The organism is Mesorhizobium mediterraneum, from assembly GCF_002284565.1.
Classification (GTDB): Bacteria; Pseudomonadota; Alphaproteobacteria; order Rhizobiales; family Rhizobiaceae; genus Mesorhizobium; species Mesorhizobium mediterraneum.
Window position 1 is genome coordinate 198,287 of record NZ_NPKI01000051.1, and the last position, 24,428, is coordinate 222,714.

The 24,428-nt window shown below is 62.3% G+C and carries 16 protein-coding genes and 1 pseudogene; 10 read left to right on the forward strand and 7 right to left on the reverse strand.

The genetic code is table 11. The features are described from left to right. Positions 1-7: 7 nt before the first annotated feature. From CIT25_RS35035 to CIT25_RS35045, 3 genes are read right to left on the reverse strand one after another with little or no spacing between them, the layout of a single operon-like run. Positions 8-1,252 carry an adenylate/guanylate cyclase domain-containing protein gene (locus CIT25_RS35035; protein WP_095489609.1) on the reverse strand — a complete coding sequence of 415 codons (1,245 nt, stop codon included), beginning with the start codon at positions 1,250-1,252 and terminating at the stop codon, positions 8-10. After that, positions 1,249-1,638, reverse strand: coding sequence for a response regulator (locus CIT25_RS35040; RefSeq protein WP_095489610.1), 390 nt, complete (start codon positions 1,636-1,638; stop codon positions 1,249-1,251). Before CIT25_RS35040 ends, CIT25_RS35035 begins: the two co-directional genes overlap by 4 nt. Beyond that, positions 1,635-6,800, reverse strand: a complete 5,166-nt coding sequence (locus CIT25_RS35045) for a GAF domain-containing protein (RefSeq protein ID WP_095489611.1) — start codon at positions 6,798-6,800, stop codon at positions 1,635-1,637. Before CIT25_RS35045 ends, CIT25_RS35040 begins: the two co-directional genes overlap by 4 nt. Positions 6,801-7,641: 841 nt before the next feature. Between CIT25_RS35045 and CIT25_RS35050 the strand changes: the two genes are divergently transcribed. Continuing rightward, positions 7,642-7,980, forward strand: a complete 339-nt coding sequence (locus tag CIT25_RS35050; protein ID WP_095489695.1) for a 4a-hydroxytetrahydrobiopterin dehydratase — start codon at positions 7,642-7,644, stop codon at positions 7,978-7,980. 170 nt (positions 7,981-8,150) lie between these two features. After that, entirely contained in the window at positions 8,151-8,522 is a 372-nt protein-coding gene (locus CIT25_RS35055) for a hypothetical protein (protein ID WP_095489612.1), read from the forward strand. 433 nt (positions 8,523-8,955) lie between these two features. Here CIT25_RS35055 and CIT25_RS35060 read toward each other — a convergent pair whose 3' ends face one another. Beyond that, a complete protein-coding gene (locus CIT25_RS35060; protein ID WP_095489613.1) occupies positions 8,956-12,342 on the reverse strand; it encodes a YhdP family protein in 3,387 nt (1,128 codons plus the stop codon). A 96-nt stretch (positions 12,343-12,438) separates the two neighbouring features. On the opposite strand from CIT25_RS35060, the pseudogene CIT25_RS35065 reads away from it, so the two are divergent. From CIT25_RS35065 to CIT25_RS35105, 8 genes and pseudogenes are all read left to right on the forward strand, one after another. After that, positions 12,439-12,907 (forward strand): annotated as a pseudogene (locus CIT25_RS35065) (peroxiredoxin). A gap of 159 nt (positions 12,908-13,066) precedes the next feature. After that, entirely contained in the window at positions 13,067-14,341 is a 1,275-nt protein-coding gene (locus CIT25_RS35070) for a M23 family metallopeptidase (RefSeq protein WP_095489614.1), read from the forward strand. Positions 14,342-14,682: 341 nt separating this feature from the next. Beyond that, positions 14,683-15,849 (forward strand): ROK family transcriptional regulator, encoded by a 1,167-nt coding sequence (locus CIT25_RS35075; RefSeq protein ID WP_095489615.1) that lies wholly within the window; start codon positions 14,683-14,685, stop codon positions 15,847-15,849. 38 nt (positions 15,850-15,887) lie between these two features. Then, positions 15,888-16,652, forward strand: a complete 765-nt coding sequence (locus CIT25_RS35080) for an ATP-binding cassette domain-containing protein (RefSeq protein WP_095489696.1) — start codon at positions 15,888-15,890, stop codon at positions 16,650-16,652. Positions 16,653-16,692: 40 nt separating this feature from the next. Continuing rightward, complete coding sequence (locus CIT25_RS35085) at positions 16,693-17,733, forward strand: sugar ABC transporter substrate-binding protein (protein WP_095489616.1); 1,041 nt, start codon at positions 16,693-16,695, stop codon at positions 17,731-17,733. A gap of 162 nt (positions 17,734-17,895) precedes the next feature. Beyond that, complete coding sequence (locus tag CIT25_RS35090; protein ID WP_095489697.1) at positions 17,896-18,891, forward strand: ABC transporter permease; 996 nt, start codon at positions 17,896-17,898, stop codon at positions 18,889-18,891. Beyond that, the gene (locus tag CIT25_RS35095) at positions 18,888-19,658 is read left to right on the forward strand and encodes an SDR family oxidoreductase (RefSeq protein ID WP_095489617.1); all 771 of its coding nucleotides are present in this window, start codon (positions 18,888-18,890) and stop codon (positions 19,656-19,658) included. Before CIT25_RS35090 ends, CIT25_RS35095 begins: the two co-directional genes overlap by 4 nt. Before the next feature lie 782 nt (positions 19,659-20,440). Further along, a complete protein-coding gene (locus CIT25_RS35105) occupies positions 20,441-21,556 on the forward strand; it encodes a hypothetical protein (RefSeq protein WP_095489618.1) in 1,116 nt (371 codons plus the stop codon). Positions 21,557-21,588: 32 nt separating this feature from the next. On the opposite strand, the gene nadE is transcribed toward CIT25_RS35105, so the two are convergent. From nadE to CIT25_RS35120, 3 genes are read right to left on the reverse strand one after another with little or no spacing between them, the layout of a single operon-like run. After that, entirely contained in the window at positions 21,589-22,596 is a 1,008-nt protein-coding gene (nadE, locus tag CIT25_RS35110) for an NAD(+) synthase (RefSeq protein ID WP_095489619.1), read from the reverse strand. Further along, positions 22,593-24,140 (reverse strand): class I adenylate-forming enzyme family protein, encoded by a 1,548-nt coding sequence (locus CIT25_RS35115; RefSeq protein WP_095489620.1) that lies wholly within the window; start codon positions 24,138-24,140, stop codon positions 22,593-22,595. The genes nadE and CIT25_RS35115 overlap by 4 nt, the downstream gene beginning before the upstream one ends. Positions 24,141-24,162: 22 nt before the next feature. Further along, positions 24,163-24,423, reverse strand: a complete 261-nt coding sequence (locus tag CIT25_RS35120) for an acyl carrier protein (protein WP_095489621.1) — start codon at positions 24,421-24,423, stop codon at positions 24,163-24,165. Between the last annotated feature and the right edge of the window lie 5 nt (positions 24,424-24,428).

A 24,428-nucleotide genomic window follows, 5' to 3' on the forward strand; every position in this document is an offset into this window, starting at 1 on the left:
GGCTCGATCAATCCATGTTGATCCGCGGACCTGTCGCCCCGTTCAGCAATCGCTTCAAGTGGAAGCTCGCAAGCTGGTCCTCTGCGCGCCTGCCTACTTCAGCAGCGAACGAGGTGACCGCACTAGGGTCGCCGGCTTCCAGCTTGGCGAAGGCGGCGAGGTAATCCTTTGTCGCGAGGTCGTCGCATTGCTCAGGCCGCAGTGGCTCGAAAGCGCGCAGCGACTCCGTTCGTCCTCTCAACACGAGGTCACCCACCGGCCGCCCTCGGAAATTCACAACTTGCCTCGCGACGCTCTCGCTCACGCAAATACGGGTGCCTAGTTGCTTGTTGGCGGCTTCCAGCCGCGCCGCGATGTTGATGGTGTCGCCATAGGCGGAGTAGTCGAAGAAGCGGGCGCCGCCGAAATTGCCGACGATCGCCGGCCCGGCGTGGACGCCGATGCGGGTGGGGCCGAGCGCCACGCCCCTGGCGCGCCAGCCGGCGCGGAAGTCTTCCGAAAAGTCGTCGAGGTCAAGCGCGCTGGCGACCGCGCGGGCGGCATGGTCGGGCTGCTCGCCCGGCGCGCCGAAGAGTACATGCAGTGCGTCCCCGACGATCTTGGCCACCGTGCCCTCGTGGTGGAAAACGATTTCGGTCATGCCGGCGAGGTACGCGTTGAGGAGTTCGCCCAGTACCGCCGGGTCGAGCGTTTCCGCCAGCGCAGTGAAGCCGGCGATGTCAGTGAAGAGCGACGCCACCTCGCGTCGCTGCCCGGCAAGCTCGCCAGCGTCGCCGGCGAGCCGCTCGGCGAGGTTGGGCGAGAAGTAGCGCGACAGCGAGGCGTGCGCGCGCTCGGCCGCCACCTGCCTGCCCCGCGCGTCGCGCAGAAGGGAAAGGTGCCTCAGCGTCTTGGCGATAGTCGTCTCGAGGTCGGCGAAATCGATCGGCTTCATCAGGAAATCGAAGGCCCCGCGGTTCATTGCGGTCCGGATGTTGGCCATGTCGCCATAGGCCGACAAGATGATGGTCGACAGCCGCTCCTCGGCGTCCTGGAGCTTCGCAAGAAGCGACAGCCCGTCCATGCGCGGCATGTTGATGTCGGTAACGACCATTTCGATGTCGGGATTGGCGGCGATCAGGTCGAGCGCCTCGACGCCGTCGCGGGCGAAGATAAAGCTCACGGCGCCGTCGCGGATTTGGTGGCGGAATTTCTGCAGGACCAGCGGCTCCAGGTCCGGCTCGTCGTCGACGACCAGGATCAGCGCCGTCATGCCGCGAGCCCGACGCGAACGTCGATCTCGCCGCGTAGCGCGACGAAATCGAGCGGCTTCGTCAATAGTGCCTCGGCGCCGTTTTCCAGCGCCTTCCTATTGGTCTCTGCGTCGCCATAGGCGGTGATCATGATCACGGGCACATCGGGACGCAACGCCCTCGCTTTCGGCAGAAGCTCCAGGCCGCTCATGCCCGGCATGTTGATATCCGACAGGATGAGGATGAGCGAGGCGCTGTCCGCTGCCTCGATTACGTTGAGCGCCTGCGGCGCCGAAAGCGCGAAGGCCATGGCGAAGCGTCCTACCCTAAGATCGCGCCGGAACTGCTGTCTGAACAGCACCTCCACATCAGGCTCGTCGTCCACGACCAGGATGAGCAGACTCAAGCGTTGCCTCCTGCTTTGGCGAGCGTCGCGGCCCCGCGCGGCAAGACGATGCGGAATTCGGTGAAGGCGCCCGGCTCGGTGTCGACCTCTATGGTGCCTGCGTGCTGTTTCACGACGATGTCGTGGCTCAAGGACAGGCCGAGCCCCGTACCCTCGCCCGCCGGCTTGGTGGTGAAGAACGGGTTGAACATCTTTTCCTTCACCTCCGGCGGGATGCCGGTGCCGTTGTCGCGGATCCTGATCTCGACCGCATCGCCCAGGCTTTTCGTCGATGCCGCCAACACCGGCTCGTAACCCGTTTCGCCTTCAGCCGCCCGCCGTTTCGTCGTCGCGTAAAAGCCGTTGGAGATCAGGTTCAACAGCACGCGGGTGATCTCCTGCGGAAAGAGATCGACCTCGCCGGCGCCTGGATCGAAATTCCTTTCCAACATGATGTTGAAGCCTTTCCCCTCGGCGCGGGCGCCATGATAGGCGAGGTTCAAGCTCTCCTCCACGACGGCATTGATGTCGACCGGCCGGTGCTCGCCCGAGCCCGAGCGCGAGTGGAGCAGCATGTTCCTGACGATCGAGTCGGCGCGCTTGCCGTGCTGTACCACCTTGTCGAGATTGCCCTTCAGCATGTCCGACAACTCATCGATCTCCGCGCGGATCTTGTCGTCAATCGCCGCGCCTTGCAGCGCCTCGCGCAACTCCACGACCAGGTCGCCGGACAGCGAGGAAAAATTGTTGACGAAGTTGAGCGGGTTCTTGATCTCGTGAGCTATACCCGCGGTCAGCTGGCCGAGCGAGGCGAGCTTTTCGGTCTGCACGAGCCGATCCTGGGCCTTGCGCAGGTCGTCCAGCGAGCGCGACAGTTCCTCAGTGCGCGCCTGCACCTGATCGAACAGCCTGACGTTCTCGATCGCGATCACGGCTTGGTCGGCGAACGTCTGCACAAGTTCGCCTTGGCGCGAAGTGAATGAATTCGGCTCCATCTTCCCGAGGAAGAACACGCCCTCGACCTTGCCTTCTCTGAGCATCGGAACACCCATCAGCGCCCTTGTGTCGGTGATTGCCCGGAATTCCTGCAGATTGAAATCCGCATCCTCCTCCACGTCGGGTATGTACTCGATACTACCCGAGAGGGCTACGCGTCCCGAAAGCCACCGGCGGTCGATTGCGATCGGATGATCCATCATCCAATCGGTTTTTCTTTCGGAGATAGTGGCGCGGCCACGCAGCATGTTGCCGTAACGAAGGAAGATTCCGCCATAGCTTGCTCCGCACAGCTTGGCGGCCGATTCGACCAGAGCGTTCAACACGGTGGGCAGGTCGAAAGCCGCGCGGCTGATCACCTTCAGCACATCCGCCGTCGCCGTCTGCTGCCTCAGCGCCTCGCTGACATCTGCGGTACGTGCCTGCACCTCGTCGAACAGGCGCACATTCTGGATGGCGATCACCGCCTGGTCGGCGAAGGTTTTGACCAGTTCGATTTCCCTCTCGTTAAAGGGCCGCACCTCGGTGCGGATCATGGCAAAGGTGCCAAGGAGTTCGCCTTCACGAAGCAGCGGCACTGCAAGGACGGTGCTCATGCCGCCGACCGCGGCAATCGCCGAATGTGTATATTCGGGGTCCACGGTGACATCTTCGATCTGGATGACGCGCAGTTCTTCGGCAGCGCGCCCCACAGCCGATCCGCGGCCGGGTTCCGTCTGGTGCGTTTCGCCATACTCCCTGAAGCCCGGGGGAAATCCGGTGATGGCCGCATATTCGAACCTGCCATCGATAATTCGTTCGAGGCAACCCTTGTCCGCGCGACACAGCCGGACTGCCGATTCCACGAGAGTGTCCAGCACCGTCTGCAGGTCGAAGGCGGATGCGCTGATGACTTTCAGCACATCTGCGGTCGCCGTCTGCTGCTGGAGCGACTCGCTGAGCTCCGCCGTGCGCGCCTGGACCTCATCAAACAGGCGGACATTCTCGATGGCGATCACGGCCTGGTCGGCGAAGGTCTTCAGAAGTTCGACTTGCTTGGCGGCAAGAAAGCCCGTCTCAGCACGCCCGACTGCTATGCAACCGATGGGCAGGCCGTCACGCAGCACCGGCACGGCGACAACGCTGCGCAGGCCCGAGAAAGCCGCCGCGGCGCGATGCGTGAACTCACTATCCAAGGTGAGGTCCGGGATCTGCGCCACCTCAAGATAGAGAATCGCCCGTTCGGCGGCACTGCCGCGAGTAGGTGCCACGGGAAAGGTGTTGCGTACGATCTCAACGCTTTCTTCGGTGATGCCGTGATGCGCGACGAAATGCAGAAGCTGGCCATCATATCTGTAGACAAAGCAGAACTGCGCTTCGCACAGACGGGCGGCACTTTGCGCGATCATGTTGAACACCGGCTGCACATCAGTGGGCGAGCGGCTGATGACGCCAAGCACATCGCTGGTCGCCGTCTGGTACTCTAGCGCCTCGGTGGCCTCCCGCGTCCGCTGCTGCACTTCCTCGAACAGGCGGACGTTCTCGATCGCGATGACGGCCTGGTCGGCGAAAGTCTGAACGAGTTCGATCTGGCGCTCGGAAAACGGGCCTGGCTTTGCACGCGCCATCGAGAAGACACCAATCGGGATCCCTTCGCGCAACAACGGCACCGATAATCCAGCTGCGAACTTTCCTATTTTTGGCACATCTGGAGTACCATACTCCAAGTCCAGGGTCACGTCGGGGACATGAACGACCACCCTTTCCAATGCGGCGCGACCAACCCAGGAATCCCGGCCAACCCGATTGGGATGGGCTTCCTCATGGGCTCTCAACTCAGGCGAGTCCCCATGCGAAGCGGATATGCGGTAAACGTCGCCGTCGAGCATATATATGCCACCCAGTTCGGCCCCGCATAACTTCACCGCGGATTCTATCAGCGTCTGAAGCACCGCCTTGAGATCGAATGTCGAGGCACTGATAACCTTGAGCACGTCCGCCGTCGCGGTCTGCTGAGCAAGCGCTTCGGTCAGTTCGGCCGTCCGCGCCTGCACCTCTTCGAACAGCCTGGCGTTCTCGATCGCGATCACCGCCTGGTCGGCGAAGGTCGTGATCAGTTCGATCTGGCGGTCCGAGAAGGGCACCGTGCGCCTGCGCGCCGCCGCGATGACGCCGATCGGATCGCCATCGCGCAACAGCGGTACGCCAAGAAAGGTGCGCGCGTCGCTCAGCTTGATCCATTCCGAGCGCGTATAGGCCGGGTCGGCGGTCGCGTCCGGGATATGCACCGTTCGCCGCTCCAATGCCGTGCGTCCGGTGGTCGTGCCGCGGTCGAGGCTGACCGGATTGGCGCGCCAGTAGTCGATCTGCGCGGCGTCCGCCGGGTGCGCCGCCACCAGATGATATTTCCCGTCATCCTTGCGCATGTAGACATAGGCATAGTCCGCCTCGCAGAGGTGGCCGGCGGTCGTTACGATGGTGTCGAGGACCGGCTGCGCCTGCGCCGGCGAGCGGCTGATCACGCCGAGCACGTCGGAAGTGGCGGTCTGGTATTCCAGGCTTTCCTGCAGATCCCTCGTCCGCGCCTGAACCTCCTCGAACAGCCGAACGTTGGAAATGGCGATGACGGCCTGGTCTGCGAAAGTCTTGAGCAGCGCGATCTGCTTGTCGGTGAAGGGCCGCATCTCGATGCGCCGGATCATCAGCGCTCCGACCGCCTCCCCGTCACGCAGCAGTGGGATCGCAAGGATGGTGCGGAAGCCGAGCCGGTGGGCCATTGCCCTACCAGTCGCAAAGTCTACACCCGCCTCGGTCAGGTCATGAACATGGACCGGTGCCCGGTCGAGCACCGCGCGACCGGTGACCACGTCACGGGCGACAGGCAGCCCGGCGTCGTCGACCGGAATTGGCCCATGATGCGCCCCGACCGCCAAACGATCGCCCTGCCGCAGATAGATTGTCGCGTCATGGGCATCGCAGAGACGCGCGGCGCTTTCAGCGACGGCGTCGAGAACCGGTTGGATGTCGGTGGGCGACGCCGCGATGACGCGCAGGATGGAGCCCGTCGCGGTCTCGCGCTCCAGGGCCTCGGTCACTTCGCGATTGCGCGCCTGCACCTCGTCGAACAGGCGCACGTTCTCGATCGCGATGACCGCCTGGTCGGCGAAACTCTCCACAAGTTCGATCTGGCGTTGTGAGAACGGCCCCACGGTTCGTCTCGCCATGCCGAAGACACCGATCACCTCTTGGCCTCGCTTGAGGGGGACCGAAAGGGCCGCGCGGAAATCGCCCATGGTAGCCGCTTCCGGCCTTTTGTATTCCATATCCTTGGACACGTCGGGCACATGAACGGTTGCCCCTTCGAGGGCGGCTCGACCTTGAAATGTCCCACGCCCGATCGGGTGTGGATGGCTCTTCTCATAAGCGCGAAGTTCATCGGTCCAACCGGTCCCGGTCATGACCCGTAGCCAATCGCCATCGCGCAGTGAGATCGCGCCCATATCACCGCCGGCCAGGCGGATCGCCGAATCGAGTAGCGTCTGCAGTACGGGTTCAAGGTCGAAGGCCGACCGGCTGATTACCTTGAGCACGTCGGCCGTCGCGGTCTGCTGAGCCAGCGCTTCGCTGAGTTCGGCCGTCCGCGCCTGCACTTCTTCGAACAGCCGCACGTTCGAGATGGCCATCACGGCCTGGTCGGCGAAGGTCTTCAGAAGCTCAATCTGCCTGTCGCTGAACGGTCTCACCTCTCTTCGCCGCAGGCTAATCGCACCGATCGCTCTTCCATCGCCCACGAGAGGTGTCGCCAGAATGGTGCGAAAGCCGTACTGAATGGCCATTTCCCGGCCTGCCGCGAATTCGGCCCCGGCTTCGGATAGGTCTTCGACCTGCACGGTCCTCGCATCGATCACCGATCGCGCCATTACCCGGTCGCGCTCCAGCGGCCACGGCGCCTCGTCGACCGCAATCGGGCCCGAATGCGCACCGAGATGGAGCATATTGTCCTTCTTGAGCCGGATGATCACGTCGTAGGCGTCGCAAAGACGGGCGGCGCTCGCCGCCACAGCGTCGAGGACCGGCTTGATATCGGTCGGCGACGAGGCGATGACGCGAAGCAGCTCGCCGGTCGCCGTCTCGCGTTCGAGGGCTTCGTTGAGCTCGAACGTGAGAAGCTCAATCCTAGCTTCGAGTTGGCCGTGTGATTCCCGCATGTGCAGGTTCTAGCCCTCGGTCGCACCGCTGCCCACTAAGTTGAGACACGAACCATAGGCAGAATAAAGCTAAAAATACTAGGTCACCGACGGTCGATCGATTCGTCCCCCATTCGCAGCGAGGAAGATCGGTAGCCCGACTCTCGACGTTTTTTTTCCACCGATAGAGCGGTTCGCCAGAAATCAGAACCTTTAGGTGGCACTTCCTGCTGAGGGCCTGCGTGGGCTTGATCGCGACCTTCCTGTATCTACGAGCAATGTCAGGTGTTGGCGCAACGGCGATGTTCAGGGTGGTCGCAACGTCTGCATCGGGCCGCAGCAAACATCACCTCAACGGCCGACATGGGGCGCGAGTTCGCCGTCTACTGACTAATCCGGCGGCTAGGATCGGCGGCGCAAACCGGTTCTGTTCGGGCTTGAGCTTGCCGTTCACAATACCTGCGCCATAACGGTTGTGTGGGAATGGATTTTCGCAAATCCGTCGATGAAGCGATCGATGGGGTAGGTCTGCTGGCCGGCCTGACCGGGCGATACAGCCAGTAGCCGGCGCTGGTGGTCAGAGAGCGTCCTCGGTTCGGGCTCGCGATCGGAACCCGGTCGAGATCGTCTCTGAACGGAAGACGGCCCCGTTGCCGCTGATGATCTGAGATGAACAAACACCCGAAACGGAGCCGGGGTACCGATCGACCGAGTCGACAAAAGCGCCGCGATCGGCCGAGGGAGACGGACAACAAGCGCCTTGCCGATCAGATTCGCAAGTTTCTCCGTAAGCACTATGCGAGTAAATATCGAGTGCGGTAAACAGTGGTCGCTCCACTTGGAACAAGAAGGGGAGATCGTCATGGCAGAGAGCATTGCCCAGAAAACCTGTACACCTTGCCGCGGCGGCATACCGCCGCTGACCGAGAAGGAAGCCAGCGGATATCTTTCCCAGACGCCCGGCTGGAATCTTCTGGAGGCCGGACACCTGATACGCCGCAAATTTAAGTTTGCGGATTTCCGGGAAGCACTCACCTTCGTCGACGGGGTCGGCCGGTTGGCGGAAGAGGAAGGGCACCATCCGGAAATCTGCTTCGGCTGGGGCTACGCGGAAATCTCGCTGCAGACCCATAAGATCAGAGGCCTGCACGAGAACGATTTCATCATGGCAGCGAAGATCAATCAGCTAGCTGGTCTGTAAGCGCCGCCCTTGCTCAGCGCAGGCCGAGCTGCGTGTCGCACTTTGCTATCGAAATCTGGAACCGCTGCCGATAGACGGTTCCAGATTATCCCCATGCCCCAAAGAAACCACGTGGTCTGCTGAAACCCAAGCCCTCCCAAATCGTTGTGGTGTTAAACGGAGGACCGACTATGCGCAATTTCCTGATCAATACGGTCCTTGCCTTGGCAATGGGCATTTCGGGCTTGCCGCTGATTACCGGCTCCACCGCGGCACAAGAATTCGAGTTCAGCATCGGCCGCGATGGCCCGCAACTGCGCACGCGCGAACGTTGCGATCCTTACGAAGACGATGACTGCTACGAAGATCGTTATGTCGAGCAGCGGGTCGTTCGTCGCGGCTGCACGGAAGGCCAAGCGCTCGACAAGGCCGAGCGGATAGGTGTCCGACGGGCACGCATCGTCTCGGCGGGTCGTCGCACCATCGAAGTGCGCGGTCGGTCGCGCGATGGTGAGCGCGTCTATCTGACTTTCGGCCGCGAGCGCGGCTGCCCCGTCTATTGACGCAAGTCAGTGCGAGCCGATGACCACGGCGATAGGTGCCGAGTGTGCGGGCGGAGTAAGACCGTCCAGGGCTAGGCTGTGGGACCGCCAGAAGTTGGACTACCCCTTGGGGCAACTCCCGCTAGCGCGAACGCCCGCTTTGGAGAGGTGCCGGGAACGTGCGGTCATGTGTAGGGTTTCGGATGCCGGCCCAAGCGAAAGCCTGTCCTCCGGCAGGGGGCCGGCGTCGGAAAGCCTCCAGGGAAGGAAACCGCGACCTCAATATGTATGCCGGCAATGCTTACGGAAAGTGGCAAAGCTGGCCTCGACGGCCGACATTGGGCGCAAAGCTGCCATTCCTTACGTGCGCGGAAACCGTCGTCTATTCAGCCGGGGCGAGCTAGAGTCCGCTTTGGGTCAAGACTCGGTCGCTTGAAGTGATTGCGGTTTGACCTCACCGATACTCGAAGATCGACCTGAAAATTCCGGGCGCGATCACCGACAGCGGATTGACGTCCAGTTTCGGTTTGTTGGCATCGCCCCTGAGCCGGTAGGTCACGCCGATCAGGCCGCGATCGCGGCCATTGCCGAGCAGCGCGCCGAAAAGCGGAAGTTCGCCGAAGATGCGGTTGAGGCCATAGACCGGCATGAACGTGCCGGTCATGTCCATGTTGTTGTTCCGGTCGTAGAGCGTGCCCTGGAAGGTGGTGCCGATGCGTGGACCGCGCAGCACGCCATTGGCCAGCTTGAGATAGCCGGCGCCCTTCTCGATCTCGGAAAAGCCGCGCTCGAACTTCACTCTCGACGTGTCGATATTGGCTTTGACGGCTTCGTTGAGGCTGCGGCTGTCGCCGGCCGGCGTCGTCGATACGAGCGAGGCGAGTTTCGGCTCGTTGACCACGAAGAAGTTGCTCGAATCGACCTGGCCCTTCATCGGCCCATCGCTTGCCCCCGCGAGCGCCAGTGTGATCGAACCGCCCTCCATATGCTCGTAAATGTTGAGGAACCGCAGGATGGCGCCGGCATCGGCCGACGTCATGTTGAGGGCGCGCCTGCCGGCGCCGGTCGTATTGCTGATGCTTATGGCAGCACCCGAACTTGCCGTGGCGCTCACCCTGAGCCCGTTCACCCTGGAGCCGGCGGCGCTGTAGTCGAGCTTCAGGTTCGACAGTGTCTCGTTGTGGAAGCCGGTCAGGGAATTGACATCGGCGCTGACGGAAATTGCGTCGGAACCCGTGGCCTTGGTGGCGGTGTCGACATCGGACGTGAATTGCTTGATCAGCGAGCGTGCGTCCAGCGCGTTGCCGCTGATGTCGATAGCGTAGCCCTTGCCCGATCGTTTCACCGACACGGCAACGTCGTCTCCCCGGTTCAACGTGACCTTGCTGAACCGCGCCGAGGACAGGGCGCCGTTGACCAGCACCACGCCGCCGTCGATCGAAAAAGTCTTTCCATCCAGGTCGAAGTCGGACAGCGTCGTGGTGTCGCCGGACTTGGTCATGGCAAATGTGACCTTGGCTGGAATGCCGGGTCCCTTGCTCCAGCCTGCCCACGGAATGTCCAGCCTGGCGTTGGTCAGGTCCGCCGAAACAGTCTGGTTGCTGCCGCCGCTCTTGTCGATCGCAACCTTGATGGTTCCGGAAAGCAGCGCCGACAGGCCAGGCATGGCGGTTGCGCGCATCTTGTCGTCGAGCACCAGCGCCACTTTCCGGCTGCGTGGCGGCCCGGCATTGTTGAGCGGCTCGATCAGGTCGAGCTCGGCTGGAATGCCGTTCAGCAGCGCCTTGGCGGAGATCACGGCCCGATTGGGCTCGACAGTGATCGAACCGTTGGCCTGCGTCACTGCCTGGCCTTCGAACGGCTTGGCCAGCGACAGGTCCTTGTAGTCGAGCGCCACCAGCCAATCGAGCTTCGAGGTGTCGACGCCAGATTGCAACGGAATGTCCGCTCTCACGTGGCCGGTCACCGTGCCGGACAGGTCGTCCGGCAGCAGGCCGACATGGCGCATGGCGTTGATCGGCTCATAGGAGGCGAGTTCGGCGATTGCAGACGCCTCGCCGGCGACGTCGATGTCGAGCGCGCCGATCACCGGCGGGCGGTTTGCCGCCTTGACCGTCATCGTGCCGTTGCTCGCCGCCACCGTGCGGCCGCTGACCATATAGACGTTGCCCGAGGAGAGCCTGACGTCGACGTCGTTGCCGTGGAATTCAACAACGCCGACGGCATCGCGTATAGGCGGAATGTGACCGGCCGTATCGAAGCGCGCTCCTTCGATCTGGAAACGGCCGAACACTTCATCGGAAGATAGCGGAATCCCGTTGCCCAGGCGCCCCGGCACAACCTGGAACTGCAGGCTGGCGTCAACGACGCGGCCGCCGAACAGGTTCTTCAGCACCCAAAGGCGGGCGTTTCGCGCGGAAAACCAGGGCCACAACTGCTTGACATGCGAGACCGGCATGTCGTGGACGTTGAAGGCAACGGATATGCCCGGCACCTTTGCCTCAACGAACTCGACCGACGCCGTGCCCAGCGCCTCGCTGGCTCCCCCGGACCTGATCCCGATCTGCTCGGCCACGAGCTTATGGCTCCTGGTCTGGTAGACGCCGGCGACGCGGGCGATGAAATCCAGCGCAGGTTCAGATGATTCCAAAGGCGCCAGCGTCGAACGGTCGCTGGTCAGGTCGTAGCGATAGGACGGCTCCTCGCCCGTTGTTCCAGTCGCCGGCTTCGGCCCGATCGAACCGGCGAAATCGAACGTCGAGCGACCGGTCCTCACCTGCAGCCTGTCCACCTGTATCTTGTTGGCGCCGGCGACAAGCGTCGCATCGAGATCGACATCGGCTGGAAGCATCCCCGCACGCGGGCCGAGATCGAGCACGGAGCCGGCGAGCGACAACGAGGCCGTCAGCCGCGACGCGTTCTCGCCGGATCCTTCCGATCCCGCCAACTTCAAGGCAATCGCGCCCAGCTTCCCGCCTGGCGCTGCCGCGGCCTTGCCGGCCTCCGCCATCTCGACGCTCGCATCCAATGCCGTCACGAGCCGCGTCGTCGTATCGCGGGTGGCTGTGGCAGCGACGGTGAGTGCCCTGCCGTCGACATCCGCGTAGGATGAAAACTCCATGCCGCCCGGCCCCGACTGCGCAACGGTGGCGTCGGTGATCCGGACCAGTTTGACCGCGCCGGCCTCAGGCAGAACGAGGTCGACATTGCTGAGGTCGATCTGGCGCATCGAATCCACCTGCACCGTGTCGAGCGCGCGGTTGAGGTTGGCAAAGACCGCATCGGATAGTCTTTCCGGATCGATGAGGCCGTCGTCATTGCGCAGCGCCGCCGTCCAGTCGCCAGCAGTCGGGATCGCCGCCATCATGATGCGCGCGTCGGAAATCCTGGCGCTGGTGAGCCGCACCTCGCCGGAAAGCAGCGGTATCAGCCTAATGCCGAAGCGGACCCGTCCGGCATCGGCCATCGGCTTGCCGTCGGCGGTCTTGAGGCTGACGTCGCTGACCTGCAGCGCGATGAAGCTCGATCCGTCGAGCGTGAGACGGGCCGGTCCGACCGCAACATCGACGTCGACGCCGGCCAATTTCTCGATGGCTATTTCCGCCTCGGTCCGCAGCCGCTCGGTGCCGAAACCGGAAATGCCGATCGCATACACAGCGACAACGGCCAGCAGCACGAGGGCCACAAGGCCGGCAAACAGCCGTGCAAGAACACGAACGCCGCGGCCGATCGACGCTTGGCCGAGCGGCGGCACGCGGCACGCGGACGGGAAGGCCCCCAGGTCGGTGATCTCATCACGCCTGAATCTGATCTTCTCGTGCTGCGGCTGCTCCTGATCCACGCAATTTTCCGTTGAACGAACTCGACCGGTGGACGAATCCCGGTTTGACATTATATCGATGCGGCTTGGCGCGTAACCACAAACAAGGGCATCGATATGGCTGATCTCGACGTCGGCGAGCTTGCGCCGCAATTCGAACTTCCCCGAGACGGCGGCGGATCACTCAACCTCGCGGCATTGCTGGGAAAGCCGGTCGTACTTTACTTCTATCCGCAGGACGACACCACAGGCTGCACCAATGAGGCGATCGGCTTTTCGCAGTTGAAGCCGGAATTCGAAAAGCTCGGTGCCGTCGTGATCGGCCTGTCGCCGGACAGCGTCCGAAAAACACGACAAATTCAAATCGAAATACGGCCTCACCGTCGATCTTGTCGCCGACGAGGAGCGCAAGGTGATCGAAGCCTATCGTCTGTGGGTCGAGAAGAAGCTTTATGGCCGCCGCTATATGGGCGTCGAGCGTGCAACGTTCCTGATCGGCAGCGACGGACGAATTGCCAGGATCTGGCGGAACGTTCGCGTCAAGGGCCACGCCGAGGCGGTGCTGGAGGCGGTGCGGGCGCTTTGACGGCAGCCAACGTGAGGCGTGAGACGCGCAAAATCTGCGCCTCACGCTAATTCGGGCACAACACATGGGTGTAAGGCGTTGCGCGCAAGCAACCGACCGTTAACCTTAATGATGTGTAATCAGGCTTGTCGTTTGGTGTCGTAACGAAAGCTTGGTCCCGTGAACGTAGCCAGTCAGTCAACGGTCTTTGGCAGGCGCAAGGAGCCCCACACGGTCATTATCGCCCGGGGCAACGAGATAAGGCATTTTACCATACGGCCATGGGTTGCCGCATTTTGCGGCTCCGCGCTGGCAGCGATGGCCATAGGCTATCTGCTGGCGACCTCCTACCTCGTGCTGCGCGACGACCTGATCGGCGCGACCACGGCGCGGCAGGCGCGCATGCAGCAGGCCTATGAGGACCGCATCTCCGCGCTACGCGCCCAGGTCGACCGGATCACCAGCCGCCAGCTTCTCGACCAGCAGCTCATGGAAACCAAGGTTGGCGAACTGCTGGAGCGACAGACCCAGCTCAGCCTGCGCCATGGCCGCCTCGGCCCGATCCTCGAACGCACCGGGAGCGACGTCGGAGCGCCACCTGCGTCCGCAAAGCCGGACAAACGCGCCGGCGGGACCGACGCCCAGCCGCAGGCCTATTCGGTTGCCAGCGTCGGCGCCAGTCTTGGCGGTGGCGACACCAGGCCGTTCTCCTTATGGTCGACCCGCTCCGATCCGCTGCCGAGCGACACGGCGGCCGATCGTGCCGACAGACTGTTCGTGTCGATCAACGAGTCGCTCAAGGCCATAGAGAGCCAGCAGCTCACCCGCATCACCGCGCTTGCCGACAACGCCTACAGAAACGCCGATGCGATTTCACAGGCGCTTGAGGCGGCTGGCCTGCCGGTCGACAGCGATTTCGGCAAGAGCGATGCCGGCGGTCCGCTGATACCGCTCGACAGTTCGATGATGTTCGACAGCAAGGTAAGAGAACTTGACGAGGCGCTGGACGCGCTCGACCGCCTGAAGACCGAGGCGCGACGGCTGCCGCTCGCCAATCCTGCCCCCGGCCGTTCGGTCACCAGCCCATTCGGCGTGCGCACCGACCCGCTCCTCGGCACCGCCGCGCTGCATTCGGGGATGGATTTCAGAGCGCCGACCGGAATGCCCGCCAAGGTCACGGCGCCCGGTGTCGTCGTCAAGGCCGGCTGGAACGGCGGCTATGGCCGCATGGTCGAGGTCGACCATGGCAATGGCTTTGCGACGCGCTATGGGCATCTCAGCAAAATCAGCGTGACCGTCGGCGAGAGGCTCAACGCCGGCGACGTCATCGGCAAGACCGGCAGCAGCGGCCGCTCAACCGGCCCGCATCTGCATTACGAGATCCGCCACAATGGCGAAGCCATCGACCCGCTGCGCTTCCTGAGGGTCGGCAAGAAGGTCGCACAGTACCTCTGATCTAATTCCCTGGCATTAGTTGCAGCCTATAGGTTGTACCTGCTTTTTGGGGCTGGCGGGACAGTACCCCCTCTGTCCTGCCCTCTTTGTCAAAAATTGGCATCTCCCCCACATGGGGGGAGATCGGCGGTCGTCCCGGCTTTCGCCAGTCTCCAACGTTTCATGAATGAGCACCGCGCCGAAGCTGCCAATCTCCCTCCTTGTGGGGAGGATGTCCGGCAGGACAGAGGGGGGCACTAAGGAACGCTACATAACCGGGATCCCGCGCAAAATTATTTTTGAATTCCATTTGACTGAATAAATATTCGGTGCGAACCTTATGTTTCCTAAGGGCGCAAGACATGGCACTGCGGGGGACCAATCAGGAATTCGGGCGGCCTTACAACAGGCGCATCGTCCTCGAATCCATCCGCCTCCACGGCCCGATCACTCGCGGCGACATTGCCAGGCGGGTCGGGCTCACCGTGCAAACGGTGTCGACCATCGTTCGCGAGCTGGAAGAACATGGCTACGTTCTGTCCATGCGCGAAGAGCCGCGGGGGCGCGGGCTGCCTCCGGCGACCCTGCGGATCAACCCGGAGGGCGGCTACGCCGTCGGCATCCACGTCACTCCCCTCGGCATCAATGCGGCGCTGATCAATTTGAGCGGTGACGTGATCGAGAGCACCTACCGCGAGGCTCCCAGCGCAACGCCCGACCATGCCTTCGAGCTGATCGGCGCGATGGTGCTTGAATTGACCGGATTGCGCCCTGGCGGTCGCGTTCTCGGCATCGGCATGGCGCTGCCCGGCCCTTTCGGCGTGGAATCGATGAGCTTTATCGGCCCGACGACGATGACCGGCTGGAAGGACGTGGCGCTTCGGGAACGGCTGGAGGCCTCGACCGGCCTGCCCGCGTTTTTTGAGACCGACATGGCGGCCGCGGCAATGGGCGAGCGCCTGTACGGCCTCGGAGCGGGATATTCCGAATACTACTATCTCTATTTCGGTGTCGGTCTTGGCGGCGTTATGGTGCATGACGGAAGCGCCTTGCGCGGCGCCTGGGGAAATGCCGGCGAAATCGGACACATCCCTGTCGTGCCGGTTGGCGAGCCGTGCCCCTGCGGCAATCGCGGCTGCCTCGAAAGATACCTCTCGCTCGAGGCGCTGCGGCGCCGGAACATCAGCGACGCCGATTGGGTTGATGAAGTCGGGCCGATCTTCCGCATCGCCCTCACCATCATCGAGAACCTGTTCGATCCCGAAACCATCATCCTCGGCGGACTTGCGTCCACCGATTTGCTTGAACGGCTGGCCGGTTCGGTTGCGAACCTTCCCAACTCGGTCTCGGCGCGAGGAGACCGCACGACGCCCCGTGTCACCGTCGCACGCGGCGGCCAGCATGCGGTGTTGCGCGGGGCCGCAGCACTTGCAGTTTCCGGAGTGCTTTCGCCGCGCTTCGGCCAGATATTCACCGCCGAGCGCGAACGCGGGCGAGACATCCTGCAAGGCAAGGGGATCGCGGCATGAGCGGAGCTCAGCCTGGCATGATCGGAACTCAGCCTGGCATGAGCGAACCCCTGCTGGTGCTCGACAACGTCACCAAGAACTATGGCGCCATCGAAGCGCTCAAGGGCATCAGCTTCTCGATCGGCAAGGGCGAGGTGGTGGCGCTTCTGGGCGACAACGGCGCCGGCAAATCGACACTGGTCAAGATCATCGCCGGCGGGCTGGAGCCTACCTCCGGCCGCATGCTGTTCGAGGGAAAGGAATTCCTCGCCAAATCTCCCGCCGAGGCCAAGGCCGCGGGGATCGAGACCGTCTACCAGGACCTCTCGCTTTGCACCAATGTCGACGTGGTCGCCAATTTCTTCATGGGCCGCGAGATCACCAGGAAATTTCTTGGCGTTCCCGTGCTCGACGAACCCGCCATGGAGCAAGTGGTCAAGAAGGCGCTGACCAGCGCCGGCACGCGCATCCCCTCGCTCAGGACCAATGTCGAGCATCTCTCGGGCGGTCAGCGACAGGCTATCGAACTCAACCGATTCGTGCATTTCGGCGGCAAGCTCGTGCTTCTCGACGAGCCGTTCGCAGCACTCGGTGTCGAGCAGACGCGGCGCGGTCTCGACATGATCCGCCAGGTGGCGAGCCAGGGTATCGGCGTCGTCATCATTACTCATATCATGCAGCAGGCCTTTCAGGTCGCCGACCGGATCGTTGTGATCCGGCAAGGTGTCGTGGCGGGCGATGTCGCGCGCAACAAAACAAGTCCCGACGCGGTGATCAACATGATCACCGGAGAGACGCTTGCCGGTGCCGGACCGGCTGGCTGAGGGACAAAATGAGGGGTCCGGCGCAAAAGGAGCGAACGACATGAAGAAAATACTTCTTGCTGTCTTCGGTATCCTGGCACTGGCCTTTGCCACGCTCACGCCGGCATTCGCCCAGTCCAAGGGCACCGTCTACTATATGGTGCCGACGCTACTCGACGAGTTTCAGACCGGCTCGGTGAGCGCTCTGGAATTGTTCCTGAAGCAGGTCGGCTACGAGATGAAAACGCTGAACGCCGATAACAAGACCGACGCTCAGCAATCGCAGATGAACGACGTCATCGCGCTCAAGCCGTCGGCGATCATTCTCGCCGCCGTCGATTTCAATGCGTTGAAGCCGTCCATCGAGGCCGCCCGCGCCGCCGGCATCCCGGTGGTCGAATTCGACCGCCAGATCACCTCGACACCCTCCGACTTCACATCGGTGGCCGGAACCGTCGAGATCGGCTACGTCGCCGCCGACCAGGCCGAGAAGCTCTTGAAGGCGAAGAACGGCTCGGTGAAGGGGAAAATCCTCCAGGTGCTCGGCGATCCTGGCGATCCCTACACGCTCGATATCCAGAAGGGTTTCGAGGAGAAGATGAAGGCATTTCCGGACGTCAAGATCATCTCGGTTCCGGCCATGCAATGGGAAGCCAGCAACGCCGGCACCATCGTTGCCGACCAGATGCTCGCCAACCCGGATATCGACCTGATCTTCAGCCACGCCGCGCATCTCTCGGTCGCTGCCGTCGCCTCGCTCGAGGCCGCCGGCAAGAAACCGGGCGACGTTATGCTGATGAGCTCGAACGGTGCGCCGGTCGGCCTCGACCTGATCCGCAAGGGCTGGCTCAATGTCGAAGTCGAGCAGCCGCTCTACGCTCAGGCCGCCGCCGTCGCCATGTTCATGGACAAGGTCGTCAACAAACAGGAGATCAAGCCGGGAGAGTACGAAGTGCTCGGCCTGAAGTCGACCGTGACCAAAGAAGCCTGGGGGCCGAACATCAAGATCCCCGGCGCTGCGATCACCAAGGAAAATGTCGATAACCCGGCCTTCTGGGGCAATATGAAACCGCCCTCGGACACGGTGAAGCCGATCGAATAGCAAGGTCCCCTGGGGCTTCGGGCCAAGCTGGCCCGGAGCCTAACCGCTGCAGCCCGGCACGTCAGAACGAACGCGCAGGGACGCTGCAGCAATTTTCAATCCGCGCACGATCCCGGAAAAATCGATTCGGTTTTCGGGGTCATGCGCCAGCCGGATCAGCACATGAATCCCCGCACGCGCCACGCCCTCGAGTTCGCCCTCGACAACCTCGTCTGGTTCATGCTGGTCTTCGTGCTGGTGGTCTTCTCCATTTTCATTCCAAACTATTTCCAGCTCGGCATCTTCGCCAACATCATAGAGGCGTCGAGTGTGCTTGGTGTCATGTCGATCGGCCTGGCGCTGGTCATCATCACTGGACACATGGACCTGTCGGTCGAGTCCGTGGCGGCGCTCGGCGCCATGGCGGTCGGCATCCTGTTCTGCTCGGCGGGTATCGGCCTTGGCGTTCAGTTGCACCCGGAATGGCTGATGGTTCCGGTTTCGCTGCTGCTTGCCCTGATTGTCGGCGGCATCATCGGCGTCATCAACGGCTATTTGGTCGTGAAAGTGAAGATGAGTGCTTTCATCATCACGCTCGCGTCCTACATCTGGGTGCGCGGCCTTGTGCTGGTTATTTCCGGCGGCCGCTCTGCGCAGGACCTTGCTCCGGCGATCCGCTGGTTCGGCATTCAGCGGCTCCTTGGCCTCCCCCTCACCGCCTGGATCGCCATTTCGTGTTTCGTGGTCTTCTCGCTGATTATGGCCAAGACACCGTTCGGCAGGCATCTCGTCATGATCGGTGGCAACGAGACCGCAACCTTCCGCGCCGGCATCCGCGTGAACCGCAACCTCGTCATTGCCTTTGTTCTCGCTGGCGCCATAGCCGGCCTTGCCGGCTGGCTGCTGGCGATCCGCACCTCCGGCGCCACCGCCAATCTGGGCGTCGGCCTGCTGTTCAACGCCTTCGCCGCCGTCGTCATCGGCGGTGTCAGTCTGAAGGGTGGCGTCGGCACTTTGCCCGGCGTCTATGCCGGTGTGCTTTTGCTGTCGGCCATCAACACGGCGATCAACCTCATGGGCCTGCCGGCCAACTTCACCCAAGTGATCCACGGCATGCTCGTGCTCGCCGCCGTGCTGCTCGACGCATTCAAGCAAACCATTCGCCAGAGGCTGGCATGACTGGCCGTCTCGAAAACAGGGTCGCGCTGATCGTCGGCAGTGCGCGCGGCATCGGCAAGGGCATCGCACAACGCTTTGCCGAAGAGGGCGCAAAGCTGGTCCTGGCCGATACCGAGGTTGAGGCCGGGCAAGCGACCGCGGACGAACTCGGCGCCGCCTTCATTTGTACCGACATCTCGCAGATAGCCGATGCAGAGGCCGCCGTGGCGCTGGCCCTCGACCGTCACGGCCGTCTCGACATCCTGGTCCAGAATGCCGGAATCTACCCCTGGCAGCTCATCGAGAACACCAGTCCGGACGACTGGGACCGGGTCATGGCCGTCAATCTGCGCGGCACCTTCAATGCCACTCTTGCCGCGCTGGCGCCGATGAAGGCGCAGCGCTTCGGGCGCATGCTCTACACCTCGTCGATTACCGGCCCGCACGTCACCAGCCCCGGTCACGGCCACTACGCCGCCAGCAAGGCCGGCATCAACGGCTTCATCCGTTCGGCGGCGCTGGAATTCTCCGGCTACGGCGTCACTGTCAACGGCGTTGAGCCCGGCAACATCCTCACCGAAGCAATCCAGATGCACCGCGGCGCGGCCTATATCAAGAACATGCAGGATTCCATTCCACTCGGCCGGCTCGGCAGCCCGCGCGACGTGGCCAATGCCTTCCTGTTCCTCGCCTCGGACGATGCCAGCTACATCACCGGCACGACCATCGTCGTCGATGGCGGCCAATTGCTGCCCGAGGGCAAGGATTTTCGGCTCCTTCCGCCGTGATCCTCGATTTCGGTGACGGTTTTTCCTGCGGCCGGCAACAACAGCCGATCATCCGGCACTTGCCATGATCTGTCTGAAGACCGGTGATGCGGGCAAGGACGCGACCGGCCGCGAAGACGACCCGGATCTACTCGGGCCTTCACCATCTCCTACCAGGTCCTCCAACCCGATCTGGCCTTCGTCATCGATGATCCCGAGGGTGCCTGCGGCTATCTCCTTGGCGCAGCCGACACAAATTCCTTCAATGCCAGCCTGGCCGCAAAGTGGTATCCCGACCTTCAAGCACGCGTGGCCGACCCTGGACCCGATAGCTCCCGTTGGCGCGGCAGCGATTGGGCGCGGCATCGGATCCATCATCCCGATTTTTCTGTCCCGCAAGCGCTCGCCGTCTATCCCTCGCAAGGCCATATCGACCTGTTGCCGCAGGCGCGCGGAAAAGTCATCGGCAGGCGAGCGATGGTCTTTCTCGATCAGCGCCTTGCCGCCTGCGGCTCAACCGGGCTTTGCCTTGAAGTCATGCGGCGGAATATTGACGCGCTGAACTTCTACAAGGCTGTCGGGTTCAGGGCTGAGGCCTCGCCAGACGTTCCGCGACGCCGACGAAGCAAGGCCGCGCCAATGCACGAGGTTCGCTACCAAAACTTTAACATCGGTTTACCCGAAGTTGGTACAGCAACGCTGGTTTCATCCCTTCAAGCAAAGAGACTGCCCTTGCCGCAACACCACAGCTCTCCTTTGGTCCGGAAACGCGGTGGACGGGACTCCGGTGCCGGGAGCCGCGTTTGAGCGTCATTCGCGCCCTTGAAAGTGCCGATCTTCCGGCAGTCGCGGGCATGTTTCAACGCGTGCTGCGCAAAGAACGGACCGAAGCGCCGGCCGCGCTCATCGAATATATGAGACGGTTTTATCTGGAGGCGCCGGGTTGCGGAGGCGATCTGCGGTCGCTTGTCCATGTCAACGACGCCGGCCGCGTCTCTGGGTTTGTCGGCGTTCACGTATTGCCGATGCAGTTCAGCGGCCGACAATTACGAGCCGCCATTTGCAGCTCGCTCATGGTCGAGGATCATGAGCGCGACCCGATGGCCGGCGCTCGCTTGTTGAAAGCTTATTTGGATGGTCCGCAGGACATCTCCTTCAGCGAGACGGCCAATGATATCTCCACGAAGTTGTGGACCCGGCTGCGCGGCGTGGTCCTGCCGCAATACAGCCTTGACTGGGTACGCGTAATGCGGCCGTCGACCTTTGTGCTCGGCCTTTCCGCCAGTCGCATGAAGCTTGTCCGAATGCTCAGTCCGTTTGCCCACGCCCTCGACCGATTTTATTGCAGACGAATGAAGTCGAGCGAACGACGCTGGTCCGGTGTGGCGGCGGACGGGGCAGGCCACGGAGCCTTTCGGATGTCCGAAATCGACAGTCACACATTTGCCAAGCTGATCGAACCGTTGACCGCCCAGTTCGCCCTGCGCCCGGCTTGGGCGGAAGGCCTACTCGATCATATCCTGACCGATGCGGCACAAAAGACGGATCTGGGCGAGCTTGTTTACGTTTCCGTGACATCGCCAGTCGGCACCAATGTCGGCGCATTCGCCTATCACGCACGGACGGGTGAAATCGGTCGCGTGTTGCAGATCCTCGCCCTCCCCGGCCAGGCGGGTCCCGTCATCGACTGCCTGATCGATCATGCCACCGTGCGCGGCATCAGCGGCCTGCGCGGACGCATTCAACCTGCACTTCTGGAAGCAATGCTTGGGCGACGCATAGCTTTCCTGACCGTTGCCTCGACCGTGGTGCATTCACGCGATCCCGAGCTTTTGGATGCCATGAAGAACTCACAAGCTTTCCTGAACGGGCTTGCGGGCGAGCAGTGGAGCCAGTTGATCGGCGGCCGCTTCACCTGAAGCGCTCGCCGTGGCCGGGTTGGAGAGGCAGGTCAGGTACCGACTTCCTCAACCTCATCAACGAGTTGCGGGCGCAGGTGCAGATAGCGCGTGGCTTTTCGCTTGGCGGTGATGTCTGCCCAGACGCGTTCCACTTGTGAGGCGTCTAGTCCCGCCGCCTGCCCGACCACTTCGGCCGCCACGCCTTTGTTGAGGCCGCAAAGGCAAATATCCATGCGGTCATAGGGAAGCGAGAAGTAAAACTCCTCCTGCGTCTGCGCCAGCGAGTAGGTATCGGTGGTAGGCGGCCGGTTGCGGATTTCCTCGGGAACGCCGAGATAGGCCGCCAGCGCATAGACCTGCGTTTTATAGAGATGTGCGATCGGCTTGACGTCGGCCGCGCCGTCACCGTTCTTGACGAAGAATCCCTGATCGTATTCCAGCCGGTTCGGCGTTCCAAGAACGGCGAAGTTCAGCCGATCGGCATGATAGTATTCGATCTGCTTGCGGGTGCGCTGTTTCATGTTGGTGGCAGCGACGATCCCGAGATAGACCGGGAGCGGCATTCTTATTTTCGTCTGCTTGCCCTTGGGGTCCTGCACCACCAGCGACGAAATATTGTAGCCCTCACTCTCGAGGGCGTTCGCGATCACGATCTTCGAGGCCCAGCCTTCGCTGTATTCTGGGACCAATTCGCGGATGAAGGCGTCGCGACGCTGGTAGCAGCCCATGGCGCGCAGGGTCGGTCCGATATCCTCCACAATAGCCTCGACACCGAACGTGTCGGCGACAAGGCGGCCGAGCCGCAGACTTTCCGGATCGGAATCGTTTTCCGGCATGAACAGGCACAATACATTCTGAGGCCCGACGGCGCGCGCTGCCAACGCCACCGAAACGCTTGAATCGATCCCGCCGGAAAGACCGAGCGTGAGGCCCCGCTTGCGAATACCGCGCAACTGCTGGCGCAAAGCGGTCACGATCCTGTCCGTTTCGGCGCCGGGGTCGATCGCCAGAGCCTGCGCCAGAATGGCCTGCGCGTCCTCGCTGGGGCGAACACTCATTGCGCGGCCTCCATCATCTCTGCAGCAAGCCGGCGGCTGACCTTGCCTGTATCCGTCTTTGGCAATTCCGAGCGGAACTCGATGACCTTGGGAACCATGAAATCTTCGAGATGACGCGCGCAGTGGCGCATGACATCCTTTTCGCTGAGCGTCGGATCCGAGCGGATGACAAGTGCGCCGATCGCATGCCCAAGCACGGGATCCGGCACGCCGACGACAACAGCCTCCGCGATGCCCGGATGGGCGTGAAGCACGGCTTCCACTTCCTTCGGAGCCACCTTCTCTCCCCGCGTCTTTATGATGTCGTCCTTGCGCCCGACGAAATAGAGAAAGCCGTCCTCATCGGTCCTGAACAGATCGCCGGTGTAGAGAACCTTCTCCCAAGGGTTCGGGCCAGGCCGCAGTGTCCGTTCGGTTGCAGCTTCGTTGCGCCAGTAACCCTGCATGACATGCGGCCCGCGAATGACCAACTCACCCGCAACGCCCGATGGCACTCGCTGCCCGTCCTCGTTGACGACGAAGGCTTCAGTGTTCGGAATGGCTATTCCGACCGATCCCGGCCGGCGATCGAGCTCCTCGGGCGGCAGATAGGTGCAGCGCTTGCACTCCGTCAGGCCATACATCGAATACAGCCTGACACCGGGAAAAAGGAAGCGCAGACGTTCTATGTGCGCCTGCGGCAACGCCGCCGCCGTATTCGAAATATAGCGAAGGCTGGGCAGGAAACCCGGCGTCAGGTCACGCATCTGCAGGATCATCGCTGCCATCGTGGGCACGAGCGGAAGACCGGTGACGCCCTCCTCGCGGATACGTTCAAAGACCGCTTGAGGAAAAGCGAAGGACTTTTCGAGCACGAGCGTGGCGCCGAGCCTGACAGCCATCAGCAACTGATAGAGGCCATAATCGAAGGCGAGCGGAAGAACATTCAAAATGATGTCGTCTGGCGCGTTGCGCAGATAGTTGGTGATGGAGTCCGCGGCCGCGTCGCTATTGCGGTGCGACATCATCACGCCCTTGGGCCGGCCCGTTGAGCCCGAGGTGTAGATGAGCATGGCCAGATCGACGTCGATGCCGCCGTGGTCGATCTCACTGGCTTCGAGCGTCAGGCAGTCGGCCAGGGATGTCGCACCTGCCGGGTATTGGTTATCGGCACCAGCGGTGGAAGCCACGAAGATGCCGGTCTTGCCGCTCGATCCGCACGCCTCCGCGACAACGGGCATCAGTTTTGCTTGCGTGAGGATCGCCGCAGGGTCGCAATCAGCGATGATGTAGGCAAGCTTTTCGGCCTTGGTGGATGCGTTGATCGGACTGAACGTCGCCCCTGCCTTGAGGACCGCGAAAATCGAAACCGCGGCCTCCCAGCAATTGTCCATGAAGATCAGGACCCGGTCGTTGCGCCTGACGCCGTTCGCGAAAAGGGCGGCGGCCAGGCGGCTCGAAAGATCGTCCAGTTCTTCGTAGCGCAGCCTTTTGTCCTTGGTGATCAATGCCGTTTTGGCGGGATGGGCAGCGGCCTTGGCGGCCAGGAGATGTTCGATCCGCATGGACGCTCCTCGCTGACTGCACCTACGCTGCCAGCGCTTCTGCTCTCGCCTTGATGAAGGACGAGAGGCGTTCAATCGAATCCAGATTGGCCGGCACAACGTCGGAATCGACCATCGCTATGCCGAAATCGTCTTCGATGAATGCCACCAATTCCAGCACGGCGGTCGAGTCGATGATGTCGTTCTCGATCAGCGAGTCCGTATCTGCAAGCTGGAATGATTTGTCGCCGAACAAGAAGTTGTCGACGATAAACGTTCTGACCTTGTCCTTGATTGTAACCATTTTAC